Annotated in this window: 17 protein-coding genes and 1 pseudogene; 2 read left to right on the forward strand and 16 right to left on the reverse strand. The window is 58.1% G+C overall.

Features of this window, described 5'->3' with window-relative positions:
• Positions 1-108 (forward strand): annotated as a pseudogene (locus tag JQ597_RS37495) (methylmalonate-semialdehyde dehydrogenase (CoA acylating)); the annotation flags it as partial.
• A gap of 160 nt (positions 109-268) precedes the next feature.
• Complete coding sequence (locus JQ597_RS04185) at positions 269-658, forward strand: tautomerase family protein (RefSeq protein WP_212262990.1); 390 nt, start codon at positions 269-271, stop codon at positions 656-658.
• Positions 659-973: 315 nt separating this feature from the next.
• On the opposite strand, the gene JQ597_RS04190 is transcribed toward JQ597_RS04185, so the two are convergent.
• The 16 genes from JQ597_RS04190 to JQ597_RS04270 form a co-directional block, all read right to left on the reverse strand.
• Positions 974-2059: an MBL fold metallo-hydrolase gene (locus tag JQ597_RS04190; RefSeq protein ID WP_249147322.1), complete on the reverse strand. Its 1086-nt coding sequence runs from the start codon at positions 2057-2059 to the stop codon at positions 974-976.
• Between the two features lie 467 nt (positions 2060-2526).
• Positions 2527-4209, reverse strand: coding sequence for a methyl-accepting chemotaxis protein (locus tag JQ597_RS04200; protein ID WP_212262991.1), 1683 nt, complete (start codon positions 4207-4209; stop codon positions 2527-2529).
• Positions 4210-4590: 381 nt separating this feature from the next.
• Positions 4591-5010 carry a PAS domain-containing protein gene (locus JQ597_RS04205; protein WP_212262992.1) on the reverse strand — a complete coding sequence of 140 codons (420 nt, stop codon included), beginning with the start codon at positions 5008-5010 and terminating at the stop codon, positions 4591-4593.
• Positions 5011-5726: 716 nt separating this feature from the next.
• Positions 5727-6152 (reverse strand): organic hydroperoxide resistance protein, encoded by a 426-nt coding sequence (locus tag JQ597_RS04210; RefSeq protein WP_212262993.1) that lies wholly within the window; start codon positions 6150-6152, stop codon positions 5727-5729.
• Between the two features lie 143 nt (positions 6153-6295).
• Positions 6296-7363, reverse strand: a complete 1068-nt coding sequence (locus tag JQ597_RS04215) for an NAD(P)H-dependent flavin oxidoreductase (protein WP_212262994.1) — start codon at positions 7361-7363, stop codon at positions 6296-6298.
• A 123-nt stretch (positions 7364-7486) separates the two neighbouring features.
• Positions 7487-8083: a superoxide dismutase gene (locus JQ597_RS04220; RefSeq protein ID WP_212262995.1), complete on the reverse strand. Its 597-nt coding sequence runs from the start codon at positions 8081-8083 to the stop codon at positions 7487-7489.
• A 103-nt stretch (positions 8084-8186) separates the two neighbouring features.
• Positions 8187-9152 (reverse strand): branched-chain amino acid ABC transporter permease, encoded by a 966-nt coding sequence (locus JQ597_RS04225; protein WP_212262996.1) that lies wholly within the window; start codon positions 9150-9152, stop codon positions 8187-8189.
• Position 9153: 1 nt separating this feature from the next.
• Positions 9154-10017: a branched-chain amino acid ABC transporter permease gene (locus JQ597_RS04230; RefSeq protein WP_212262997.1), complete on the reverse strand. Its 864-nt coding sequence runs from the start codon at positions 10015-10017 to the stop codon at positions 9154-9156.
• A 76-nt stretch (positions 10018-10093) separates the two neighbouring features.
• The gene (locus tag JQ597_RS04235; protein WP_212262998.1) at positions 10094-11314 is read right to left on the reverse strand and encodes an ABC transporter substrate-binding protein; all 1221 of its coding nucleotides are present in this window, start codon (positions 11312-11314) and stop codon (positions 10094-10096) included.
• 34 nt (positions 11315-11348) lie between these two features.
• Positions 11349-12101 carry an ABC transporter ATP-binding protein gene (locus tag JQ597_RS04240; protein WP_212262999.1) on the reverse strand — a complete coding sequence of 251 codons (753 nt, stop codon included), beginning with the start codon at positions 12099-12101 and terminating at the stop codon, positions 11349-11351.
• Complete coding sequence (locus tag JQ597_RS04245) at positions 12094-12849, reverse strand: ABC transporter ATP-binding protein (protein WP_212263000.1); 756 nt, start codon at positions 12847-12849, stop codon at positions 12094-12096. Before JQ597_RS04245 ends, JQ597_RS04240 begins: the two co-directional genes overlap by 8 nt.
• Positions 12850-13084: 235 nt before the next feature.
• Positions 13085-14332 carry an acyl-CoA dehydrogenase family protein gene (locus tag JQ597_RS04250; protein ID WP_212263001.1) on the reverse strand — a complete coding sequence of 416 codons (1248 nt, stop codon included), beginning with the start codon at positions 14330-14332 and terminating at the stop codon, positions 13085-13087.
• 689 nt (positions 14333-15021) lie between these two features.
• Positions 15022-15906 (reverse strand): N-acyl homoserine lactonase family protein, encoded by an 885-nt coding sequence (locus JQ597_RS04255; protein ID WP_212263002.1) that lies wholly within the window; start codon positions 15904-15906, stop codon positions 15022-15024.
• Positions 15907-16035: 129 nt separating this feature from the next.
• Entirely contained in the window at positions 16036-17169 is a 1134-nt protein-coding gene (locus JQ597_RS04260) for an enolase C-terminal domain-like protein (protein WP_349628782.1), read from the reverse strand.
• A gap of 361 nt (positions 17170-17530) precedes the next feature.
• Positions 17531-17995: an SRPBCC family protein gene (locus JQ597_RS04265; RefSeq protein WP_212263004.1), complete on the reverse strand. Its 465-nt coding sequence runs from the start codon at positions 17993-17995 to the stop codon at positions 17531-17533.
• Positions 17996-18158: 163 nt separating this feature from the next.
• Entirely contained in the window at positions 18159-20339 is a 2181-nt protein-coding gene (locus tag JQ597_RS04270; RefSeq protein ID WP_212263005.1) for a molybdopterin-containing oxidoreductase family protein, read from the reverse strand.
• Positions 20340-20510: the final 171 nt, after the last annotated feature.

Raw genomic sequence — 20510 nt, forward strand, 5'->3', positions numbered from 1 at the left:
CACGGCCCGGAAGGCGTTCGCTTCTATACCCGGTTGAAAACGATCACGAGTCGCTGGCCAACCGGCATTCGAGCTGGCGCCGAATTCGTAATGCCTACCATGTCTTGATCGCAACGACGCGCCCGCTGCGCACCTACGCAGCGGGCGCTGGCCGCCAAAAGTAGCGATAAACTCGTCGGTACTTCGACAAATCGACTTACGGCCTCGGCCTCGCCTTCGCCTGGCGAACAGAACAGGCGACATCCTTTGGGTCACGCGGAGAATGACGATGCCACTTTTGTGCTTCGATCTAATTCAGGGCCGTTCGGAAAACCAGATCAAAAGGATATTGGACGTCACCCATGAGGTGATGGTCAACGCCTTCAATGTGCCCGAGCGCGACCGGTATCAGATCGTCAGAGAACATTTACCTTCCAGAATGGTCGTCGAGGATACGGGTCTCGGCATCGAGCGAACTCCGAACAGGATGGTACTTCAGGTCACGACCCGTCCTCGCAGTCGAGCAATGAAGCAAGCGTTCTATAGATCGCTGGTGGAGAGACTTGCCGATGCATGCGGTATTGCACCAAGCGACGTTGTCGTCACTTTCGTAACGAACACCGATGAGGATTGGTCATTTGGGCTCGGACGCGCTCAGTTCCTGACCGGAGAACTCTAGCTGTCAAACCCCAACGCGGGAAAGAAATATACGGCTCAACAAGAGCCCGTCAGAACTCGGCGACGGCCGGCCGAAAACCTCTCTGGGCCTCCAACCCGTCACGGATGCACTTTGGACCGAGACGCAGAATTTATAGGCCTTAGGACTCAGCGCAGGCGCGCCGGACGTGTCGTCGGGCCGGCAGAACCGCCCCGACGACATACGACCGATCCGTGAACTCCGGTCGGCGTCAATCTCCTACCGGCCGTTTTCCGCGGCGATTGGCGATCGATAGGTCTCACGAACCGCCCCGGCGGCGCGCCTGGTCCGGAGGCCTCAGTCGATGCGGAGGCTTTGCTCCATCGCGAAGCACTGGTCCCAAATATAGACGTCGTAACCCGCGAGCCGCGACTGCCACTTAGGCGTGAGGCTGCGCACGCACTGCCCTGCCACCCGGTCGATGTAGTTGTCAAAACCCGCCCAGGGGTTGCCTTTGTCAGCCGGGTTCATCTCTTCACCGAACGGCGTCGTCTTCAATGCCGCCGCGGCCGCAGCCTTGATATCGCTCATGAACTCAAGCTGCAGACGAACATCCGCGTGGGTTCCAACCCGGCTCACGTGCCCGCCTACCAAAGTCTCGAAGGGTACTTTGTCGATGTCAGCCACCTGCTGGAAGTACCCGGGAACGTCCTTAGCGAGCGCGAAACGCCTCCAGGGCATCCATCCGGGAAAGACCACGTCGACCACCATCAGAGTTTTTTGGGCCGGTGCATAGATGAAGATGTTGCCGGGTTCGTGGGCGACGCCGTGGTAACTGAGCACCAGGACTTGGCCACCCACTTTGAGCGTGTATTGATCCTTGAACGTCACCGTTGGAATGGGGCGATTGGGGTCGTTGTCCCGGAGCAACAAGCGCTTTGTTTCCTCCTGCGCGATGATGACCGGATGGCCGCCAAGACCACCGGCGCCGCCGATATGATCGGCGTGGGAGTGGCTATAGACGATGTGGGTGATCGGCTTGTCGGTGACTTCAGCGATGGCCTTTTTGAGATGGGCCGCATACGCAGGCGGCGCATCGACCACGACTACGCCCGTCTCGTAGACCATGAACATCGACTGATAGGCATTGTCCGTCACCATGTAGAGACCCCGGCCAAGGTTCTGGATACGATAGCCCTTTGCGGCATCCACGGGCGGCGCAAGGGCATCCTCCGGCAAGGGCAGGTAGCGATCTACGCGCACGCCGGGCGGGGCTATCGTCGGCATTTGTTGGTAGGGCGCCCCAGCATGGCCCGGGAGAGCCTCGGTTTGCGCTTCGACGCGCTCCGATGTCCCCACCGAGAAAAGAAGACTGACGGCGAGCGCGACTGTGGTCATCCTTGGAAAGGTTTGGCCGCTGTCGGGTTTCTGCTTGTTGTTCATGAGGTAAATCCTCGTACCATTTGCCTCGATCGCACCGCGTGCGTCGGCCACCGTCGCTTGACGCTGGACCGACGTCACTACCTACCTTAAGAGCTCGCGTGAATTGCCGCTGGCCGGTACACACCCATTCGAATATCGGCATAATAAGTGTCGGCGAACGAGCGCGAGGTTGGCGCAACTCGGCGGGCGGCTGATCGATTCGACGGCGAAGAAACTCGCCGACGAATTCTTCACGAATTTTGGCGCGGTCGTTTCCGCCCCGCGACGCCCGGCGCAGAGCGCCAATACCTGCGCGCAGGAACCGTCTGGTCGACCATGGCGAAGCGGCAGGAAGTCCGCTCCCGTTGCGCCATCCCGTGGCCTACGACGCGGCGGCCGATGCTCTGGCGTCTTCGCGTCGGCATCCGCAGCAGCGCTCCACTACTCGGACGTGCCGGGCGGTTCTCAACATATGAGACAATGGCTCCTTATGCCGCGCGAACGCCTTCGAGGAAGCGATCAACATCTGCTCTCAACACGGCCGATTGATGGTTGAGGTCGCCGGCTGCCGAAAGAACATGGCCCGCTGCCGCCCCAGTCTGACCAGCGGCTTCGTTAACTCCGACGATATTGTGCGAGACCTGTTCGGTGCCTTGCGCGACCTGCTGGATGCTGCGGGCAATCTCGCGGGTCGCCACGCCTTGTTCTTCCACAGCGGAAGCAATCGCGATCGCGATCTCGTTCATGGAGGATATCGTGCCGCTAACGGCCTCGATTGCTTGCTCCGCATCCCGCATCGCACCCTGCATGCCTGCGACCTGGATGGAGATTTCGTCCGTCGCTTTTGCTGTCTGGCTGGCCAACGACTTGACCTCGCTCGCTACCACCGCGAACCCCTTCCCGGCCTCGCCGGCGCGCGCAGCTTCGATTGTTGCATTGAGCGCCAACAGGTTCGTTTGGCTGGCTATCTCGCTGATCAGTTGCACCACGTCGCCAATTTTCGCGGTCGCGGCGACAAGCCCCTGGACTGTGAGATTGGTACGCCGCGCTTCGTCGACGGCGTCGCCTGCGACTTTTGTCGACCGGGTCACCTGATTACCGATCTCCGAAATTGAAGCCGATAACTCTTCCGTTGCCGATGCCACCGACTGAACGCTTGCGCTCGCCTCCTCGGCTGCGGCGGCAACCACGTTGGATTGGTGGCTCGCCGCCTTCACCGTCTCAGACATACCTTGAGACGTCGACCGCATAGCGGCTGCCGATTGCGTCAGCGCATCAAGCGACGTTCTCACGCCTCGCTCGAAATCGTCAGCAAGCTTCGCCACCAGCTCTTTCTTTTCGGCCTCAGCGACAAGTTTCAGCTCGTCCTGTTCCTGACGCAACCGATTGGTTTCGATCATGGCCTCTTTGAAAATCTGCACCGACTTCGCCATTGCGCCGACTTCATCCCCGCGATCGAGCGCCGGAACCCCGGATTTAACGTCACCGCTCGCGAGTTTCCGCATCGCGGCGGTCAAACCGGTGATCGGCGTCGTGATGCTGCGGCCAAGAAGTACAGATACACCGAAGACAAGCAGGAGAGCGACAAGAATCAGCGCACCGATCTGTTTCAACTGCAATAGGAAGATGGCATCGATATCGTCCACATAGATGCCACCGGCGACGGCCCACTCGTACGGTTTGAAACCAACTACGTAGGCGATCTTTGGCAAAGGTTCGCCATTTCCAACCCGGGGAAAGCTAAATGCAACGAATCCAGCTCCCACGGACTTGACCAGTTCGACCTGGAGTCGAGCGAATAGGACGCCGTTGGCATCCGCGGCATCCATCATATTCTTGTTCTGGAACTTGGGATTTGGATGCGCGACCAGAACAGCGTTCATGTCGAGCGCATAAAAATAGTCATCCTTGCCGAAGCGCAACGACTGCAGCAGTTGATTGCAACGTTCCTTGACTTGCGCGTCGGACAGTCCCGCCTTTCGAGACGCCTCATAGTCCAGTTCAAGTGCCTGCCTTGCCAAGAGGACAAGTTGCTGGAGTTTGTCTTTCCGATCCTCAAGCAGGCTACTCTTCAACGCCGAAAGACCCACGCCGGCTACTGAAATGATGCCTACTATCGAGAGGCCAACCATCAACATGAGCTTCGACGAGATTCTGAATTTACCGAGCATCGCGAACCTTTCAGATCATGGAGCGCCGACTGATCCGGCTCGGATAGCAATTATCGCGTATTGATAAAGATTGCCTTTAATGCGCGCTTGGAAGCTTACGCTACGCATGTTTTGCAGCGTCACTGACAGAATCGCGATTTGAGAAAAGGAGCGCGCGAAGAAGCGCAACGCACGCATCTTTCGATTGTACACGAATTAACGTACGATGTGTCATTACTTGTTCAGATGATCGTCATCTTCAAATACGATGAGACGCCGGACGCCGTGCTACCAGACGAGCGTACTCATAGGATCGGACGAGGTTCTCGTTGGAACCACCGTGCGCTACGACACCTACGATCCGACAACCTATCTGAATCTTTTTCTTGATGCCGTGCGAACTTACAAGGGGACAGGGGGCCGATCACGCCCTGCGCGCTCACGCTCTACGCGCTCCGTTACGTCCCGCGCCATTGCGACAGAGCCCAGCACTTTTTCGTTATCGCTTTTGACGATAGCAAACGTGAGCTCGACGTACAGTTTTCGTCCGCTTTTGTGCGCCGCCCGGGTCAGCGTGGGTCGACCCTGAAGCTTTAATGCGCCCCTTGTTACCGCGGCGTTGAAGCCGCCCCAGTGCGATGCTCGCAAATGCTCCGGAATAATCAGATCGAGGCTTTGACCAAGGGCTTCCTCTGGTGAGTAACCAAATAATGTTGCAGAAGCCCGATTCCACCGGATGATCGCTCCCGAACAGTCTGTATAGACAACAGCGTCAGCAACCTGATCGAGAATTCTCTCAGCCAGCCTGGATTTACCCTCCATGGATACGCCTTTCGGTTCGGAACAAGGCCCCCTAAACGGCCACCCCTTCGATTTCGTTGACTTAGTCCAGTCGCACGCGTCCACCATGTTGACGCAAAACCTCGTCGGAGAAACAGGCAAGTTATAAAGATGGTTAGAAACCATGCGAGCGGAAGGTCAAAAGTAGGCCTGTGCGCCACTATCAGGTCATGCAGCGGAATAGGTCTGCGCTAGAGGACTAATTTCTTAACCACCAACGAGCGAGTCAACCCTAGCAATCTTCGAGCAGCTGAGGCCAGCGTCGTTGTAGAGGCGAAGTCATGCGATATCTTCGATCTGGGCTGGACATCCAGGCACGAGCTGTAATCCATCAACAGCAACCAGCCAAGGTAAGCCGGATCTTTGCCGTGCGACGCGAACAGCGTCACCTGGGCCATGGCCGGCGTCGACGTACCAGCCATGGGGTCCGAATGATCGGCCACTCGATATCGAGAAGTTCGAGGAGCTATTGTGAAGAAGCGAAGGTCATTGAAAACTCCTGCGGCTATATCAATCTGCCGCCGAACGCTTGTGTCGACGGCTTGGTGGCATTGACGCGCGTGCAACTCCTCTCGGAGAACCACCAACCGAGGTCGCGTCAGCTCCAGCCGGTCGTCACCTGGCAGTCGACGACGCTCACCCAGTCGTTCGAACAAGCACGTGACCGGAACAAACCGTGCTAAGGCGAGAGGCAGTGCTCAGACGACACTGACCTCCACGTCGATGTTGTTGCGGGTAGCGTTCGAGTACGGGCAGACCTCGTGCGCTTTGGCGACGAGGGCCTCGGCTTCGGCGCGGTCGAGACCTGGTACGAAAACTTCCAACGCGATCTCAAGGCCAAAGCCGCCTTCGGAACGCGGTCCGATGCCGACGGTCGCAGTAACAGCCGTGTCTGCGGGAACCTTAGGTCCGCCCTGCGAAGCGACGAACTGCATTGCCCCGATGAAGCAAGCGGCATAGCCGGCGGCGAAGAGCTGCTCAGGATTGACGCCGCTTCCACCGCCGCCGCCAAGTTCCTTCGGCTTGCTGAGTTTGACGTCGAGGGCGCCGTCGAGGGTAGCGGAGTGACCATCGCGGCCGCCGGTGGCGCGCGCCGAGGTGCGATATTTAACGTTCACGGACATTTGGCATTTCCTTTCTGAGAAAGATAAGTCGTTCGAGTATGCGGTCCCGAGGAGCATGTAAAGGCACTACGGTTGGCTGACCCAGAGCAACATCGACATGAGCGCGATGGCGAGTGGTTATCGTAATCGAAGTGAGTAGAGGGCTAAGCACGAGCGAAGGCACGCAGGCACTCTGACGTCGCTTCCGCAAGAGAGTCAACGAACGCGCCAGCAGTCGTGTCTCTAGTAGCAAGCGCTGCGGATTGTCCGGCAAACAACGCGGTAAGTTCTTTGTCTCCCGTCTTTTCAAGCGGCGAGGTGAGACTGAGTTGGGCGGGAAACGCCACCGGGCGTAGTTCGGAAGCCAAGAGGTCCTCAATGAGTTTGTTCTTCACAAAGCGCGCTGGCCGGCCAGTAATCACGTCTGTGACGACCGTGCAGGCGTCAGTGGGCTCGCGCAGTGCCGTACGGTGAGCATCGAGGACGTTGGCCTCTGCGCAGTGCAGGAAGGCCGTGCCTACCTGTACAGCGCTTGCGCCAAGGACAAAGGCCGCAGCCACCGTTCGCCCATCTGCCACGCCCCCTGCGGCAATGACGGGAACTCTCACGGCATCTACCACTTGTGGCAAGAGCGCGAACAAGCCCGGTTGCAAGCTTATGTCGACACCGGTGAAGGTGGCACGGTGTCCGCCGGCCTCGGTACCCTGCGCGATGATAGCGTCGACACCCCGCTCCTCAAGGATTCTCGCCTCGGCCACGGTCGTCGCGCTGGAAATGATGAAAATCCCGGCGTTCTTAAGAGCGCTGATGATCTCTCGATGAGGCAGACCAAAATGAAAACTTACCATTTTCGGCTTGATCCGCACCAGCATCGACAGGTGTTCGCGGCTTACCTCACCAGCCGCACCGCTTGGCTCGGGCACCGCTCCCAGACCCTTGGCGTCAAAGTGCGCTTGCAGACGCGCCCGCATCGGCTCGCTGATATCGGGGGTAATCCTGGGCTCCGGCCAGAGCGGATAGTTGGCGTTGAGACCGCCGCCGCTCATCTGTTGGAAGCCAGCGATCCGCCGCTCTGCCTCCTCGGCTGAATAACCCCACATGCCCAGGCCGCCTAGACCACCAGCGTTGCTGACGGCAGCGGCCAGTGCGGGTGTGCTGAGCCAGCCCATCGGCGCCTGAAGGATCGGCCACTTGAGATTAAGCCTATCAGTAAACGCATTTCTGGACCACATGAACCTTCTCCTTTTCCCTTGGTGGACATCACGCTCGACAGCTAGTCCGAAGGACCAGAACCCGGAATCTCGAAATTCCGGGTTCGATGCTTTTGCATCGACCCGGAATGACGGTGCAAAGCATCAAGCCTTGGCGAACAGCTGTTCGACGTATTCCCAGTTCACGAGATGATCGACGAACGCCTTCAGATAGTCCGGACGGCGGTTGCGATAGTCGATGTAGTAGGAGTGTTCCCAGACGTCGCAGCCGAGGATCGGCGTTGCGCCATGGACCAGCGGGCTTTCGCCGTTCGCCGTCTTGGAGATTTCGAGCTTGCCGTTCTTGACCGACAGCCAGCACCAACCGGAGCCGAACTGGCCGACACCGGCGGCGGCGAAATCGGCCTTGAACTTGTCGAGCCCGCCGAGATCCTCGGTGATCTTCTTTTCCAGACGGCCCGGCAGCTTGCTGCCGCCGCCATTCGGCTTCATCCAGTTCCAGAAGTGCAGATGGTTGTAGTGCTGGCCGGCGTTGTTGAACACGGCCGGATTCTTGCCGAACGAAGCCTTGACGATCTCCTCGAGGGACTTGCCCTCGAATTCGGTCCCCTTGATCGCATTGTTTCCGTTGGTCACGTAAGCTTGGTGATGCTTGTCGTGGTGGAATTCCAGCGTTTCCTTGGACATATAGGGGGCCAGGGCGTCGTGGGCATAGGGCAGATTGGGCAGCGCGAAGGTCATGAGGTGATATCCTTATATGATGGGAGACATGGTGAAGGTTCGAGGAAATTAAACTACTCTGCCGCCGCGCGATCGCTCGCATGCAATGCCAGGGAGCGCTCGATCACAGCGACCGGCGTAAGTAATGCGCAATCTCTCCGATTACGCCGCGGCGGAAAGTGAGCACGCAAAGCACAAAGATCACACCCTGAATCACCGTCACCCACTGCCCGAAGCCGGCCAGATACTGCTGCATGGCGATGATGACGAATGCACCGACCACAGGTCCGAATACGGTGCCGAGACCGCCAACCAGCGTCATCAGCACGATCTCGCCTGACATCGTCCAATGCACGTCGGTGAGCGAGGCGTTTTGTGCGACGAATACTTTCAGTGAGCCGGCAAATCCCGCCAGCGTGCCGGACAGGATGTAGGCGAGGAGCTTGTACTGGTCGGTCTTGTAGCCGAGCGAGATCGCACGCGGCTCGTTCTCGCGGATCGATTTCAGCACCTCGCCGAACGGCGAGTTGATGGTGCGATAGATCAGCAGAAAGCCACCGAGGAACCCGACCAGGACGACGTAATAGAGTACTGTCGGCTTCGCGAGATCGAAGATGCCGAACAGGTACCCTGGCGGAATGCCTTGGATGCCGTCTTCACCATGCGTGAACGGTGTCTGCAGGTAAACGAAATATAGCAGTTGTGACAAGGCGAGAGTAATCATCGCGAAATAGATACCTTGCCGGCGAATGGCAACGGCGCCGGTAATGACACCAAGCCCCGCAGCGCCGGCGGTGCCCATCAGAATGCCAAGCTCCGGCGACAGTCCCCAGACTTTCAGCCCATGCGCCGTGAAGTAGCCCGCGGTGCCCAGAAACATCGCGTGGCCGAACGACAGCAGGCCGCCATAACCGATCAGCAGATTGAACGCGCATGCCAAAAGCGCGAAGCACAGCGCCTGCATGACAAAGAACGGATAGATGCCGGTCAACGGCACGATCATCAGCGCTGTCGCCATCACCGCGAATACGATCATCTCGTCGCGGATCGCGCGCGGTGGTGCCGGCAATGAATCGGTTATCGCTGTCATATCAAGCCGCCCTTCCCGTCAATCCGGTCGGCTTCACCAGCAACACCAGAACCATCAGAACGAATACTACGGTGTTGGAAGCCTCGGGATAAAAGTATTTAGTCAGGCCCTCGATCACGCCGAGCGCAAAGCCCGTGATGATCGATCCCATGATGGAACCCATGCCGCCGATCACCACCACCGCGAACACGACGATGATCAGGTCGGCGCCCATCAGCGGCCTCACCTGATTGATCGGCGCCGACAACACGCCGGCCAGTGCGGCAAGGCCGACGCCAAGCCCGTAGGTCAGCGTGATCATTCGAGGGACGTTGATGCCAAACGCGCGCACCAGCGTCGGGTTTTCAGTCGCGGCGCGCAGATTGGCGCCAAGCCGAGTCTTTTCGATCAGGTACCAGGTGGCAATGCAAACCACGAGCGAGAACACCACCACCCAGCCGCGGTAGATCGGCAGGAACATGAAGCCGAGATTGATGCCGCCTTTCAACTCGTCGGGGATCGCGTAAGGCAGGCCGGACGATCCGAAATAATTCTGGAAGAGGCCCTGCACGATCAGCGCGATTCCGAACGTCAACAATAGCCCATAGAGATGATCGAGCCCGGAAAGCCATTGCAGCATGGTCCGTTCCAGGATCATGCCGAAGATGCCCACCACGATCGGCGCCAAGATCAGCGCCGGCCAGTATCCGATGCCCGCGAGATTCAGCAGGAAATAGGCGCAGAAGGCGCCCATCATGTAGAGTGCGCCATGCGCGAAATTGATGATATTGAGCATCCCGAAGATGACGGCGAGCCCAAGGCTGAGCAGCGCATAGAACGAGCCGTTGATGAGCCCCACTAGGAGCTGCGCGTAGAGAGCTTGCATCGATCAATCTTTCGCACTCAATCCAATTGTGACGCCAGGGAGAACCCGCCGGCACAAGGCCGGTGGGTTATCATCGTTACTTCTTTACTAGCGGACAGGCACTTTCCGAAAGCGGCCTGAAAGCCTGGTCGCCGGGGGTCGTTCCAATCAGCTTGTAATAGTCCCACGGTCCCTTGGACTCGGCCGGCGTCTTGACTTCGAACAGATAGGCCGGATGAATCTTGCGGCCGTCCGCGCGAATGGAGCCCTGGCCGAACAGCGGATCGTCAGTCGGCATTTCCTTCATCTTGGCGACGACCTTGGCGCCGTCATGCGGATTGCCACCGAGCTGTTCCAGCGCCTTGAAATAGTGGAGGAGTCCCGAATAGACACCGGCCTGCACCATCGACGGCTGCGCCTTGCTCTTCATGCGCACCGAAAAGCGTTTTGCAAATGCGCGGGTTCCGTCGTTCAGATCCCAGTAGAACGTTTCGGTGAAACTCAGGCCTTGCGCCACCTTCAAGCCGAGCGAGTGAACATCGGTGATGAACAGCAGAAGGCCCGCAAGCTTCTGCCCGCCCGCAACAATGCCGAATTCCGATGCCTGCTTGATGGTATTGGTGGTGTCGCCGCCGGCATTGGCCATGCCGATGATCTTGGCCTTGGAAGCCTGCGCCTGCAGCAAAAATGAGGACAAGTCCGGCGAATTTATCGGATGCTTGACGGTACCGATCACTTTGGCGCCTGCCTTCACAACGACTGCGGTGGTGTCACGCTCCAGTGCCGTGCCGAACGCGTAGTCAGCGGTTAGGAAGTACCACGTGTCGCCACCGGCCTTCACCAGCGCCTGACCGGTGCTGTTGGCGAGCATGTAGGTATCGTAAACCCAATGAATCGTATTCGGCGAGCATTGCGCATTTGTGAGATCTGACGTCGCCGCGCCGGCATTGATCATCACGGAATTTTTCTCTTTCACGAGATTGTTGACCGCGAGCGCGACGCCGGAACTCACCACGTCCATGAAGATGTCTACCTTTTCAACATCGACCCATTGCCGCGCAATGTTGACAGCGATGTCGGGCTTGTTCTGATGATCGGCGGAGATCACGTCGATCTTCCAGCCCTTGGCCGCCATACCGGAATCCTCGACGGCCATCTGGGCAGCCAAGGTAGAGCCCGCTCCGCTCAAATCGGAGTACAGCCCCGAGTTATCGGTCAGCACGCCGATCTTGATGTTCTTGTCCTGCGCAAAGGCGACGCTGCCAGCGGCAAACGCCAACGCGGTGCCAAGCAGAAGTGCCGAAATAGCATTTTTCATGTTGTCTCCTTCAAATCCTTGTTTGAAACTCTGCTCAGACGCCGAGATAGGTGTGCAGCTTGTCCATATTCGCTTCCAGTTCCGAGTTCGCGAATCCGTCGATGATCTTGCCGTGCTCGACGATGTAGTAACGGTCCGCCACCGTGGCCGCGAACCGGAAATTCTGTTCGACCAGAAGGATGGTGAAGCCCTCCTTCTTGAGCCGCGCGATGGTGTGGCCGATTTGCTGGATGATAACGGGGGCAAGGCCTTCGGTCGGTTCATCCAGCATCAAAAACCGCGCACCGGTACGCAGGATCCGGGCGATCGCCAGCATCTGCTGCTCGCCCCCCGACAATTTGGTGCCCTGGCTGTTGAGCCGTTCCTTGAGGTTAGGAAACAGGTCGAAGATCTGATCCAACGTCAGCCCGCCGCTGCGCACGATCGGCGGCAACAACAGGTTTTCGCGAACGTCGAGGCTGGCGAAAATGCCGCGTTCTTCGGGGCACAACGCAACGCCCATGCGCGCAATCTTGTCCGACGACGCCCGCGTGATGTCCTGATTGTCGAAGCGGATCGAACCGGTACGCTTGCCGATAATCCCCATTACCGATTTCAGCGTGGTGGTCTTGCCGGCGCCGTTGCGTCCGAGCAACGTCACCACCTCGCCTGCGTTCACCTTGAAATCGATGCCGTGAAGGATGTGGGACTCGCCGTACCAGGCCTGCAGATTCTCGACCGTCAACACATTGGCGCCGGCGGTTGCCAGCGCGGACTTTGCGGCTTCGGCCATTTTCAGATCAGGCATGACCAGCCCCCAAATAAGCTTCCTTGACGCGTTCATCCTTGGACAGGTCGGTATAATTGCCTTCCGCCAGCACCTGGCCGCGCGTCAGCACCGTGATGATGTCGGAGAGGTTGGCCACCACGCTCAGATTATGTTCGACCATCAGGATGGTATATTTCGCGGAAATTCGCTTGATCAGCGCTGCGATCTTGTCGATGTCCTCATGTCCCATGCCGGCCATCGGCTCATCGAGCAGCATCATCTCCGGATCGAGCGCCAGCGTGGTCGCGATTTCGAGCGCGCGTTTGCGCCCATAGGGCATTTCGACCGCCGGTATGTTGGCAAACTCGCTCAGGCCCACATCGTTGAGCAGTTCGTGGGCGCGGCCATTGAAGCGGTCGAGCACGGATTTGGAGCGCCAGAAGTCGAAAGAGTGCCCGTGCTGGCGCTGCAGCGCCACCCTGACATTCTCCAGCGCGGTCAAATGCGGAAACACCGCAGAAATCTGGAATGAGCGAACCAGGCCCAGGCGCGCGACATCGGCCGGCGCCATCCCCGTGATGTCCTGTCCCTTATAAAGGATCTGGCCCGCCGAGGGCTTCAGGAACTTGGTCAACAGATTGAAGCACGTCGTCTTCCCGGCCCCGTTTGGACCGATCAACGCATGAATGCTGCCACGGCGGACTTTCAGACCGACATCGCGTACGGCAAAGAACCCCGCGAACTCTTTGGTCAATCCGTGGGTTTCGAGAATGAACTCATCAGCCAAACTAATTTCCTCGATCAGTGAGTGTCGCACTTCGTAAGCGGCTTTTGTGTCTGGTCGCGAACGCCTTTGGTAGGGCAGCGACGAGCTGCTCCCAGAACCGATGGCCGATCGGGACGGCTTCACGTCTCTTCCCGGTTCGACGACGGACCCCCTCATGCATTTTCGATCCAGCCCCCCACCCACTCGATAGCGCCGTTCGCTACGGCAGGCTCTCAGCGCCCGCCACAAATTTTGGTTAGCCACGGCCTTCCGCTGAAGCCATCGCGTCATAGGTGCTGGAGCGCAACATCGCGTGCAGCTGACGTCGCCGCACCCCCATGTTGCCTCCGTCATAAAGAGGAAAGCAAAGCGCGTCCTGCATCAGACCGGCGAGCGGAAACATGTCGGTGTAACTGTTGACGCCGACCACGCGCATCGCGTCGTAGACCACTTGCACGCATAGCTCAGAGCAATGAACCTTCGCCATGACGGCAAGCTCTTGGCTGCGTCCATCGGTGACATCGAGTTGATGGCACGCCTTCCAGGTCAGATATCGCGCGGCCTCGATGCGCATCTTGATGTCCGCCAGCATGTAACCGACGCTCTGGTGCTCGATCACGGGACTCGTCCCCAAGCGCTTGTCGGTCTTAGCAAACTGCAGGGCGGTATCGAAGGCCGATCTCATCACGCCAACGCAAGCCGCACCAATAAGCGCAGCCGACCACGAGAACGTCGTCTCTACGATGCCGATGCCATCGCCAGGTTTTCCTATGATGTTGTCAACCGGCACCCGCACATTCTCGAAAATGATGCGAGGCGAGTTCGCCGCGCGATGCCCTACCGTATCCAGAAGTCCGTCCACCCTTATGCCCGCCGCATTCCCGGGCACCACGATAACCGCCAGAGCGTCTTGAGGGGAACGCGACGGATCGGTCCTGCAGACAACGCTGAACAAATGCGCGCCGTTGCCGTCCCACCCGGATCCATTGGTAGTGTAGTGTTTGCGACCGTTGATGACCCACTCATCTCCTTCTCGGCGCGCAAAGGTCTGTACGCCGGCCGCCGGGTCTGGGCAATCAAAATTGGCCCCGCCAGCTACCTCGGTGAACGCGAATGCAGCCAAGCGCGATCCATCTTCGATAAAGTCCGGCAGAAAGCGCTTCTTTTGCGTCAGCGTCCCGAAGCGCATCAACGGCTCCAGGCCGAGGCCCGTGGCCACCAGCGCGGTAGGCACGTTAATGTCGACGGCCGCCAATTCCTCGGTTGCCAGCGCCAGGTCAACTACACTTAAAGCCGTGCCGCCGAATTCCGTGGGAAGAATTGCCTTGATGAAGCCGGCGTCGGCCATCGCCTGGTAGAAAGGCCGCGTCGCATAGAAGCGCTGTTCCGGACGGGAGAGCGGCGAAATAACTGATGCAACCTTACCGAGAGTTCCTGCGGCGAACGCCCGAGCCCCCGCCTGCAACTCTTGTTGGGGCTTGCTTAGCGTGAAATCAATTGCCATCGGATCGCCCTTTCACAAAAGAAACATTCGGACTTAGACCTTCACGAGGTCGACACGCGTCTCGCGCGGCGCCCTCGAATCTTTTGGCGGCCAATTGACGATCTACGTCAACGCCGCATCTGCGCTCGCGCAGACACATCTGCATGTCACAAGTATTTTCGATGTAGGTCGCCGCAATCAAAGCGGCTCAAAGCTCCTCTCGTTTCCAGTCCCTGTGCATCTCGCGAGCTTGTCCCCGCGTGTAGATCCTCAGCGCGAAAAAGACGCTTAGACACTCGTTAACTTTAAATTAGACCGGTCGTCTATTAATTGCAAGCGATTTTGTTTTCGACTCGGTTTGCTTTACGAAAGTTGATGCCACGCTTGCAGCGGAACGCCGATTCCAGAATTTTGTGAGCCAGCTTTACTGCAGGCAAGCGATCGGTACGCCAATCTCAACGGCTAAAGATGCTGACGCGTCAGAGGCCGTGAACCAAATTGGATCACCCCATACAAACAAAGTGACCTGAATGCACCGTTTCCCGGATCGACCTCGCCCATCCGACGGAGACGAGGCAACGGAACACTGACGAATTTTCGAGCCTCATGGAGTCCAATGGTCCTCTCCCACAAGAATTGAATGACACAACCGCAAGTTACATGTCGAAGAAGCTGATCGAACGCTTACGATGTTTGGCGCCTCAAATAGGTCAGTCGTAGAAGGCAGGCAACAACTTGAGGCCGCTACTTTCGCTTTTGTCATGGTTGATGAAAAATTTCGCTTGATACCGTTTGATCATCTGCCTGATCCTCTCCATGGATGCGATGGACGCTTCTTTGTCGGTATTGAGTGAAGGAACCCTATTCTTAGCGAAGTTCTCTTCCAAATGAACGACATCGCCCGACAGGATGATAAAGCCGGATTGTTTGAGGCGAACGAGCATTGATTGGCTGCCAGGCGTATGTCCGGGCGTCGATACCAGCGTGACGCTTCCGTCGCCGAATACGTCAAAGTCTCCATCGACCAATTGGATGTGCCGAGGATTTCCCATGAGTTTGCGGGCAAGCGCCATCAACTGTTTCACATTCTCGTTCGGTGCGTTGTCTCCATAGATCCACTCGTGCTCTGCGCGCTGGATCAAGACCCGAGCGTCGGGAAACAGGCCGACATTGCCTATGTGGTCTCCATGAGTATGGGAGATCGCGACATGGGTGACGTCCGCTGGCTTGAGACCGATCTCGGCAAGCTGATCCGTCAAGGTCTTGTCCAGGTGGTAGACAATCAGCTTAGGAAGGGTCGACCAGCCCTTTGGATCTTTAAAGGTAGCTTCCGGGACGCCGGTGTCCCAGATCAGCCAGTCCTTCCCCCGCTTCGCCAGCCAGCACGTCGATGAGAATTCGATGCTTCGTCCCTGGTTTTCTCCCGGAGTCCACACCGATTCATCGTTGGCGAGCGAACGACCGCAATCCAATCTGTACAGCTTCTCGACGAACCCTGCGCTATTCGGGTCCGGCAACTCGCCAGAGGCCGCAGTCGTGGCGCAGGCCAAAAGCGAAAGCCCGCAGGCGAAAACAAACTTCAGTGCGCGCGTCATGGTCTAAATGTCCATAGTTGGAAACACTGCAGATATCTCACATCTCAAGAGAAGTCCGGGACCGCAGCGCAACCGGCGGTTTCCTTCGGCATTCGCGTTGTCTGTCCTATCATCGACGGATTCTCGGTTTCAAATCGTCGCAAGTCGTTTGACCTTCGCTTCGTCCCAGATTATTCCGCTGCCGGGTTGTTCCAAGGTGATCACCTTGCCGCCAATGACCTTCAGGGGCGTTTGCAGGAACGCGTCGGCCCAATCCACGTACTCGAGCCAATGGGCTGTCGGGGTAGCGCAAAGAAGCTGCGCACTCACTTCAGGCATCAAATGGGACGACATCTCGATTCCGTGAGCTGCGGCGATGCCGGCGGCCTGCATCCAGCCAGTTACGCCTCCGATGCGGGCCACGTCGGGCATAATGTAATCGCTGGCGCGAGCAGTCGTGGCGCGAAGCAGGCCTTCCGGACCGTTGAAGTTTTCGCCGATCTGAATAGGTACCCGCAATTCCCTGGCGATCGATGCACTAGCTTCGTAATCATCATGGGCAATCGGCTCCTCCAACCAGTATATCTGCTCCTTTTCGAGCTCCCGTCCCCTCGATATCGCCTCGGCGCAACTTAAGGCTTGATTGTAGTCGACCATGATTTCAACATCGCTTGAAACGCGCTCGCGCACTGCTTTCAACGCGGCAATATCCTGCCCCAGCGTTTCGTATCCGAGCCTGAGCTTTACCGCCTTCAGTCCGCTGGTGAGCAGCGCGTCCACCTCCTTGGCCAACTGGTCTGGCTCCATCAAGCCCAACCCGCGGCTGTCATAGGCCGGAAGCGGTCGCGGCCGTCCACCGAGCAGCGAAGCAAGCGGTAGCCCCTGACTTTGCGCCATAGCGTCCCACATCGCCATGTCGAGCAAAGCAAGAGCCATACGGACCGTGCCAGTTACTCCCAACAGCGCGAATTGCCGCGAGAGGACCTGCGTGGCGTCCATCGGAGTCAAGTTGCGATTCTTCAACACTTCGACCGCATCATCGAGAATGCCGGCAATCGCACGCGCGCCCGAGGGCCGGTAACAAAACGCGTATGCCCGCCCGGTGGCGCCGAGATCAGTGATGAGGTCAACCAACAGCATTGGCACCGCGCGGACGACTGCTGCGCTTGTACCAAGCGTAAAAGCCAGGGGGACCAGCACCCCTCTTGTCGTCACCGAGCGTATTTGAAGGCCACCCGCGCGTTGAACATTTATCATTATGCTTCTCGCAGGCCAGCGGATCATGCCACGGCCGTCTTCCCAGCGGATGCCTGCGCATCCGTATCGACCCAACTAGAGGCTCTTTTTTATCGTGATTTCGAGGGCGACAGAACACCCGCCCATCGGGAGGCACCCTTCCTTCAAGCGGAAGAGTGGCTCGTTGCGGAATGCCACGCCGGCCTGAAACACCCGTCCTGAAGTTCAGTTACCCATTGCAACTGTCAACGCACCATCGGAAAAAGAGAACGCTGCATTCTGTTTTCAGTGCACCCACTCGAACGGACAGAGAACGCGTTAGTTCGCTCGCTGACCGCAGCAGAAAAAGGACCGCAAGACAGGGGCATCGACGATGCCGGCCGACCAGAAGCGACGGAGCGTGACTACGCTAAAGGGTTACCGGGTTGGACCCTTTGACAACATCTGCAAAGCGCGAAAAGAACTCGCCGGCGATCTTATTTGCCGACCCGCTGATCAAACGCTGACCCAACTGCGCGAGCTTTCCGCCAATCTGCGCCTCTACACCATAGGATAGCAATGTACCCTCCTCGTTCGCCACCAGCGCGACCGTGGCCACGCCCTTGGCGAATCCTGCGATCCCACCCTCACCTTCGCCCGAAATCCGGTAGCTACTCGGAGGAACGAGATCACTCAAAGTGACTCGCCCCTTGAATCTCGCTGAGACGGGGCCGACCTTCATCTTTGCAACGGCACTAAATTGATTGTCCGCAGACCTCACCAGTTCTTCGCAGCCGGGAATGCACGCTTTCAGAACATCCGGATCATTGAGTTTTTCCCACACAGTTTCTCGGGTCGCGGCAAGTTGGATCTCTCCGGCCATCGTCATCGACATAAAACGTAAGCTCCAATAAAGCGGCCGTCGGGCCGTCTGGCAACGCGCGGGCCTGCCGTGATGCAGACCCAGCTGCTTTCTTCCAGGGAATTTCAGGAATGAACGGGCAACAATGACGTGCCGGAAGGCTCACACCTTCCACGCGTCGAAATCCACGTGCCCTCTATTCCGCGGCGACTAGTCTATGACTTTTCGACGACCCGGTGTTCTCGACGACCAGCCTCTCGACTTGCACCAGGTTGTCCGAGAATGTTGGACAGCGTCCCATGCCGCCGAACCTGGCGGCCGAGACGCTGTTCACGGTTCCCGTTTCATTCAGCGTGCGCCAATATCCGACTGTCGCGACAACAACTCCGGGCGGCACGTCGTCCGTAACCTTGGCCACTCCCAAGAAGCTACCCGTCCTGTTATGAACCCGAACCTTCTCACCCTGTAGAATCATGCGCTCGCCGGCATCGGCCGGATTGATCAGGAGAAACTGATCTCCTTGAAGGATCTGCTTCTTGGCTTCATTTGCATAGTTGGCGTTCAGGAAGGCGTGACTCTTCGGTGCTACGATATTAAGCGGATACAGCTTGGCGAGTTCGGGTTCGTAATCGGGGCTCTCGTAAGGACGGGTAAACCCGGGCAAAGGCTCAATCGGCGTTCCGCCTTGCATTGCTTCATACAGTTGCCGGAAGGGTGGCGCGACGAAATCAGTCGCTCCCACCAGAAGGATTTCGCACTTACCAGAAGGCGTCTTGAAGTTGCCTTCCGCGTGCGGCGTCCGAGTATCTGCCGCACCCAAATTCAGTTTCGCAAAGCCCTTCTCACGAAGCACATCGAGCGTTATTCCATCTACCTCCGGAGCGGCCCAGTTTATCGTCCTCTCGACAAGTTCTTTGTCCGAGAACCGGAATTGCGGGTCATCAAAGCCCATCGTCGCCGCCAGGCGGCGGAAGATCTCGGCATTGGAGCACGCTTCTCCCGGCGCCTCGATCGCCTTCTGATTCAAAGTCAGATAGTAGTGCCCCCATGAAAACATGAGGTCGTCATGCTCTCCCGCCATCGTTGCCGGCAAGACGATGTCGGCATAGGCGGCCGTGTCGCTGACGAAATGATCCGCGACGACCGTAAAGAGGTCCGTACGCTGCAAACCGGCGACGATCTTGTCGACATCCATAGCTTGAGTAACAGGGTTGGTATTGTACACCATGATGGATTTGAGCGGGGGATCCAGGGCTGCCTCACCCGTGAGCGCCTCGCCGAGCTTCAGTATGTTGACGACGCGGGTTCCGGGCTTGATCCAATCCGGCCGGCAAATTTCTCCGAAATTAACCGGAAACTCCCAGAGTGGAGCGTGGTAGATGCCGCCAGCGACCTGACGCCAGGCTCCGGTAAGCGCCGGAATGGCGATGATCGCGCGAATGGCCTGCGTTCCACCGGCCGAACGTTCGAGCGCAACACCGACGCGGATGGACGCATTTGCGCTCGAGGCATACTCCCGCGCCAGCTTGCGAATATCGTCAGCGCGCACGCCGCAGATCTTCTCTGCCCACTCTGGGGTACAGTCTACGGCGTGGTCCTTTAATTCCGGATACCCTAGCACATAACGGTCGACATAGTCTTGGTCGACGAGCCCCTCGCTGATGATCGTGTGGATCATCGCCATCGCGAGCGCCCCGTCCGTTCCCGGCTTCGGAGCGATATGCCAGTCGGCTTGCTTTGCCGTTCGGGATTTGTAGGGGTCGATCACCACGACCTTTGCGCCCTTTTGACGTGCTTCCACGACAAATGGCCAATGGTGAAGGTTGGTACTGAGCGTATTGCACCCCCAGATGATGATGTACTTTGAGTGCGCAAAGCTTTCCGGATCGAGACCGTTCGTCGGACCCACCGTGAGAAACCAGGCTGTCAAGGAACCGGAAGCGCAGTACGTCCTCTCGCAAACAGTCGCTCCCAAGCGATTGAAGAACGCATCTCCGACATTAAGGCCCTGAACGAGTCCTTCATTGCCGAGATAGCTGACAGGCATGATCGCTTCGGCCCCATCGCTCTCGATGATCCCGGTCCATTGCCGCTTGATCTCCGCAAGAGCCTCTTCCCAACTGATCCGAATGAACGAGCGGCTTCCTTTGGGCCCGTTCCGCTTAAGCGGGTAGAGCACCCGATCCGCATTGTAGTGATGATCCGCAAAGTCGTTCAATTTTACGCAAAGACCGCCCCGGGTGATCGGATGAGCGGGATTGCCTCGGACGTTCGAGAGCCGCCCCTCCTCGACCGTGTAGATCATCGCGCATGTATCCGGACAATCGTGGGGGCACCCGCCAAAGAAAACTTGCTTATCCCGGGTCTGCTCAGTCATGGCCAATCCTGATCAAATGGGTTGCGGAACACGCCAATGGTATCTGACGGTTCTTCCTGTTTGGAGTGAATACCGGAAACCGCCTATGTCCGAGTACCGGTCGCCGCAATTCCTTTGGAGCCGGTACGGCTGGCTCCAGAAGTTTAATGGGGACCGGTACTTTACGCTGTC

Origin of the sequence: Bradyrhizobium sp. AUGA SZCCT0177 (assembly GCF_018130125.1) — a bacterium.
In the GTDB taxonomy this organism is placed as follows: domain Bacteria; phylum Pseudomonadota; class Alphaproteobacteria; order Rhizobiales; family Xanthobacteraceae; genus Bradyrhizobium.

Excerpts from the sequence above, each read along its gene's own strand:
- JQ597_RS04185 (WP_212262990.1), top strand. The coding sequence starts at position 269 with ATGCCACTTTTGTGCTTCGATCTAATTCAGGGCCGTTCGGAAAACCAG.
- JQ597_RS04190 (WP_249147322.1), bottom strand. The coding sequence starts at position 2,059 with ATGAACAACAAGCAGAAACCCGACAGCGGCCAAACCTTTCCAAGGATG.
- JQ597_RS04200 (WP_212262991.1), bottom strand. The coding sequence starts at position 4,209 with ATGCTCGGTAAATTCAGAATCTCGTCGAAGCTCATGTTGATGGTTGGC.
- JQ597_RS04205 (WP_212262992.1), bottom strand. The coding sequence starts at position 5,010 with ATGGAGGGTAAATCCAGGCTGGCTGAGAGAATTCTCGATCAGGTTGCT.
- JQ597_RS04210 (WP_212262993.1), bottom strand. The coding sequence starts at position 6,152 with ATGTCCGTGAACGTTAAATATCGCACCTCGGCGCGCGCCACCGGCGGC.
- JQ597_RS04215 (WP_212262994.1), bottom strand. The coding sequence starts at position 7,363 with ATGTGGTCCAGAAATGCGTTTACTGATAGGCTTAATCTCAAGTGGCCG.
- JQ597_RS04220 (WP_212262995.1), bottom strand. The coding sequence starts at position 8,083 with ATGACCTTCGCGCTGCCCAATCTGCCCTATGCCCACGACGCCCTGGCC.
- JQ597_RS04225 (WP_212262996.1), bottom strand. The coding sequence starts at position 9,152 with ATGACAGCGATAACCGATTCATTGCCGGCACCACCGCGCGCGATCCGC.
- JQ597_RS04230 (WP_212262997.1), bottom strand. The coding sequence starts at position 10,017 with ATGCAAGCTCTCTACGCGCAGCTCCTAGTGGGGCTCATCAACGGCTCG.
- JQ597_RS04235 (WP_212262998.1), bottom strand. The coding sequence starts at position 11,314 with ATGAAAAATGCTATTTCGGCACTTCTGCTTGGCACCGCGTTGGCGTTT.
- JQ597_RS04240 (WP_212262999.1), bottom strand. The coding sequence starts at position 12,101 with ATGCCTGATCTGAAAATGGCCGAAGCCGCAAAGTCCGCGCTGGCAACC.
- JQ597_RS04250 (WP_212263001.1), bottom strand. The coding sequence starts at position 14,332 with ATGGCAATTGATTTCACGCTAAGCAAGCCCCAACAAGAGTTGCAGGCG.
- JQ597_RS04255 (WP_212263002.1), bottom strand. The coding sequence starts at position 15,906 with ATGACGCGCGCACTGAAGTTTGTTTTCGCCTGCGGGCTTTCGCTTTTG.
- JQ597_RS04260 (WP_349628782.1), bottom strand. The coding sequence starts at position 17,169 with ATGATCCGCTGGCCTGCGAGAAGCATAATGATAAATGTTCAACGCGCG.
- JQ597_RS04265 (WP_212263004.1), bottom strand. The coding sequence starts at position 17,995 with ATGTCGATGACGATGGCCGGAGAGATCCAACTTGCCGCGACCCGAGAA.
- JQ597_RS04270 (WP_212263005.1), bottom strand. The coding sequence starts at position 20,339 with ATGACTGAGCAGACCCGGGATAAGCAAGTTTTCTTTGGCGGGTGCCCC.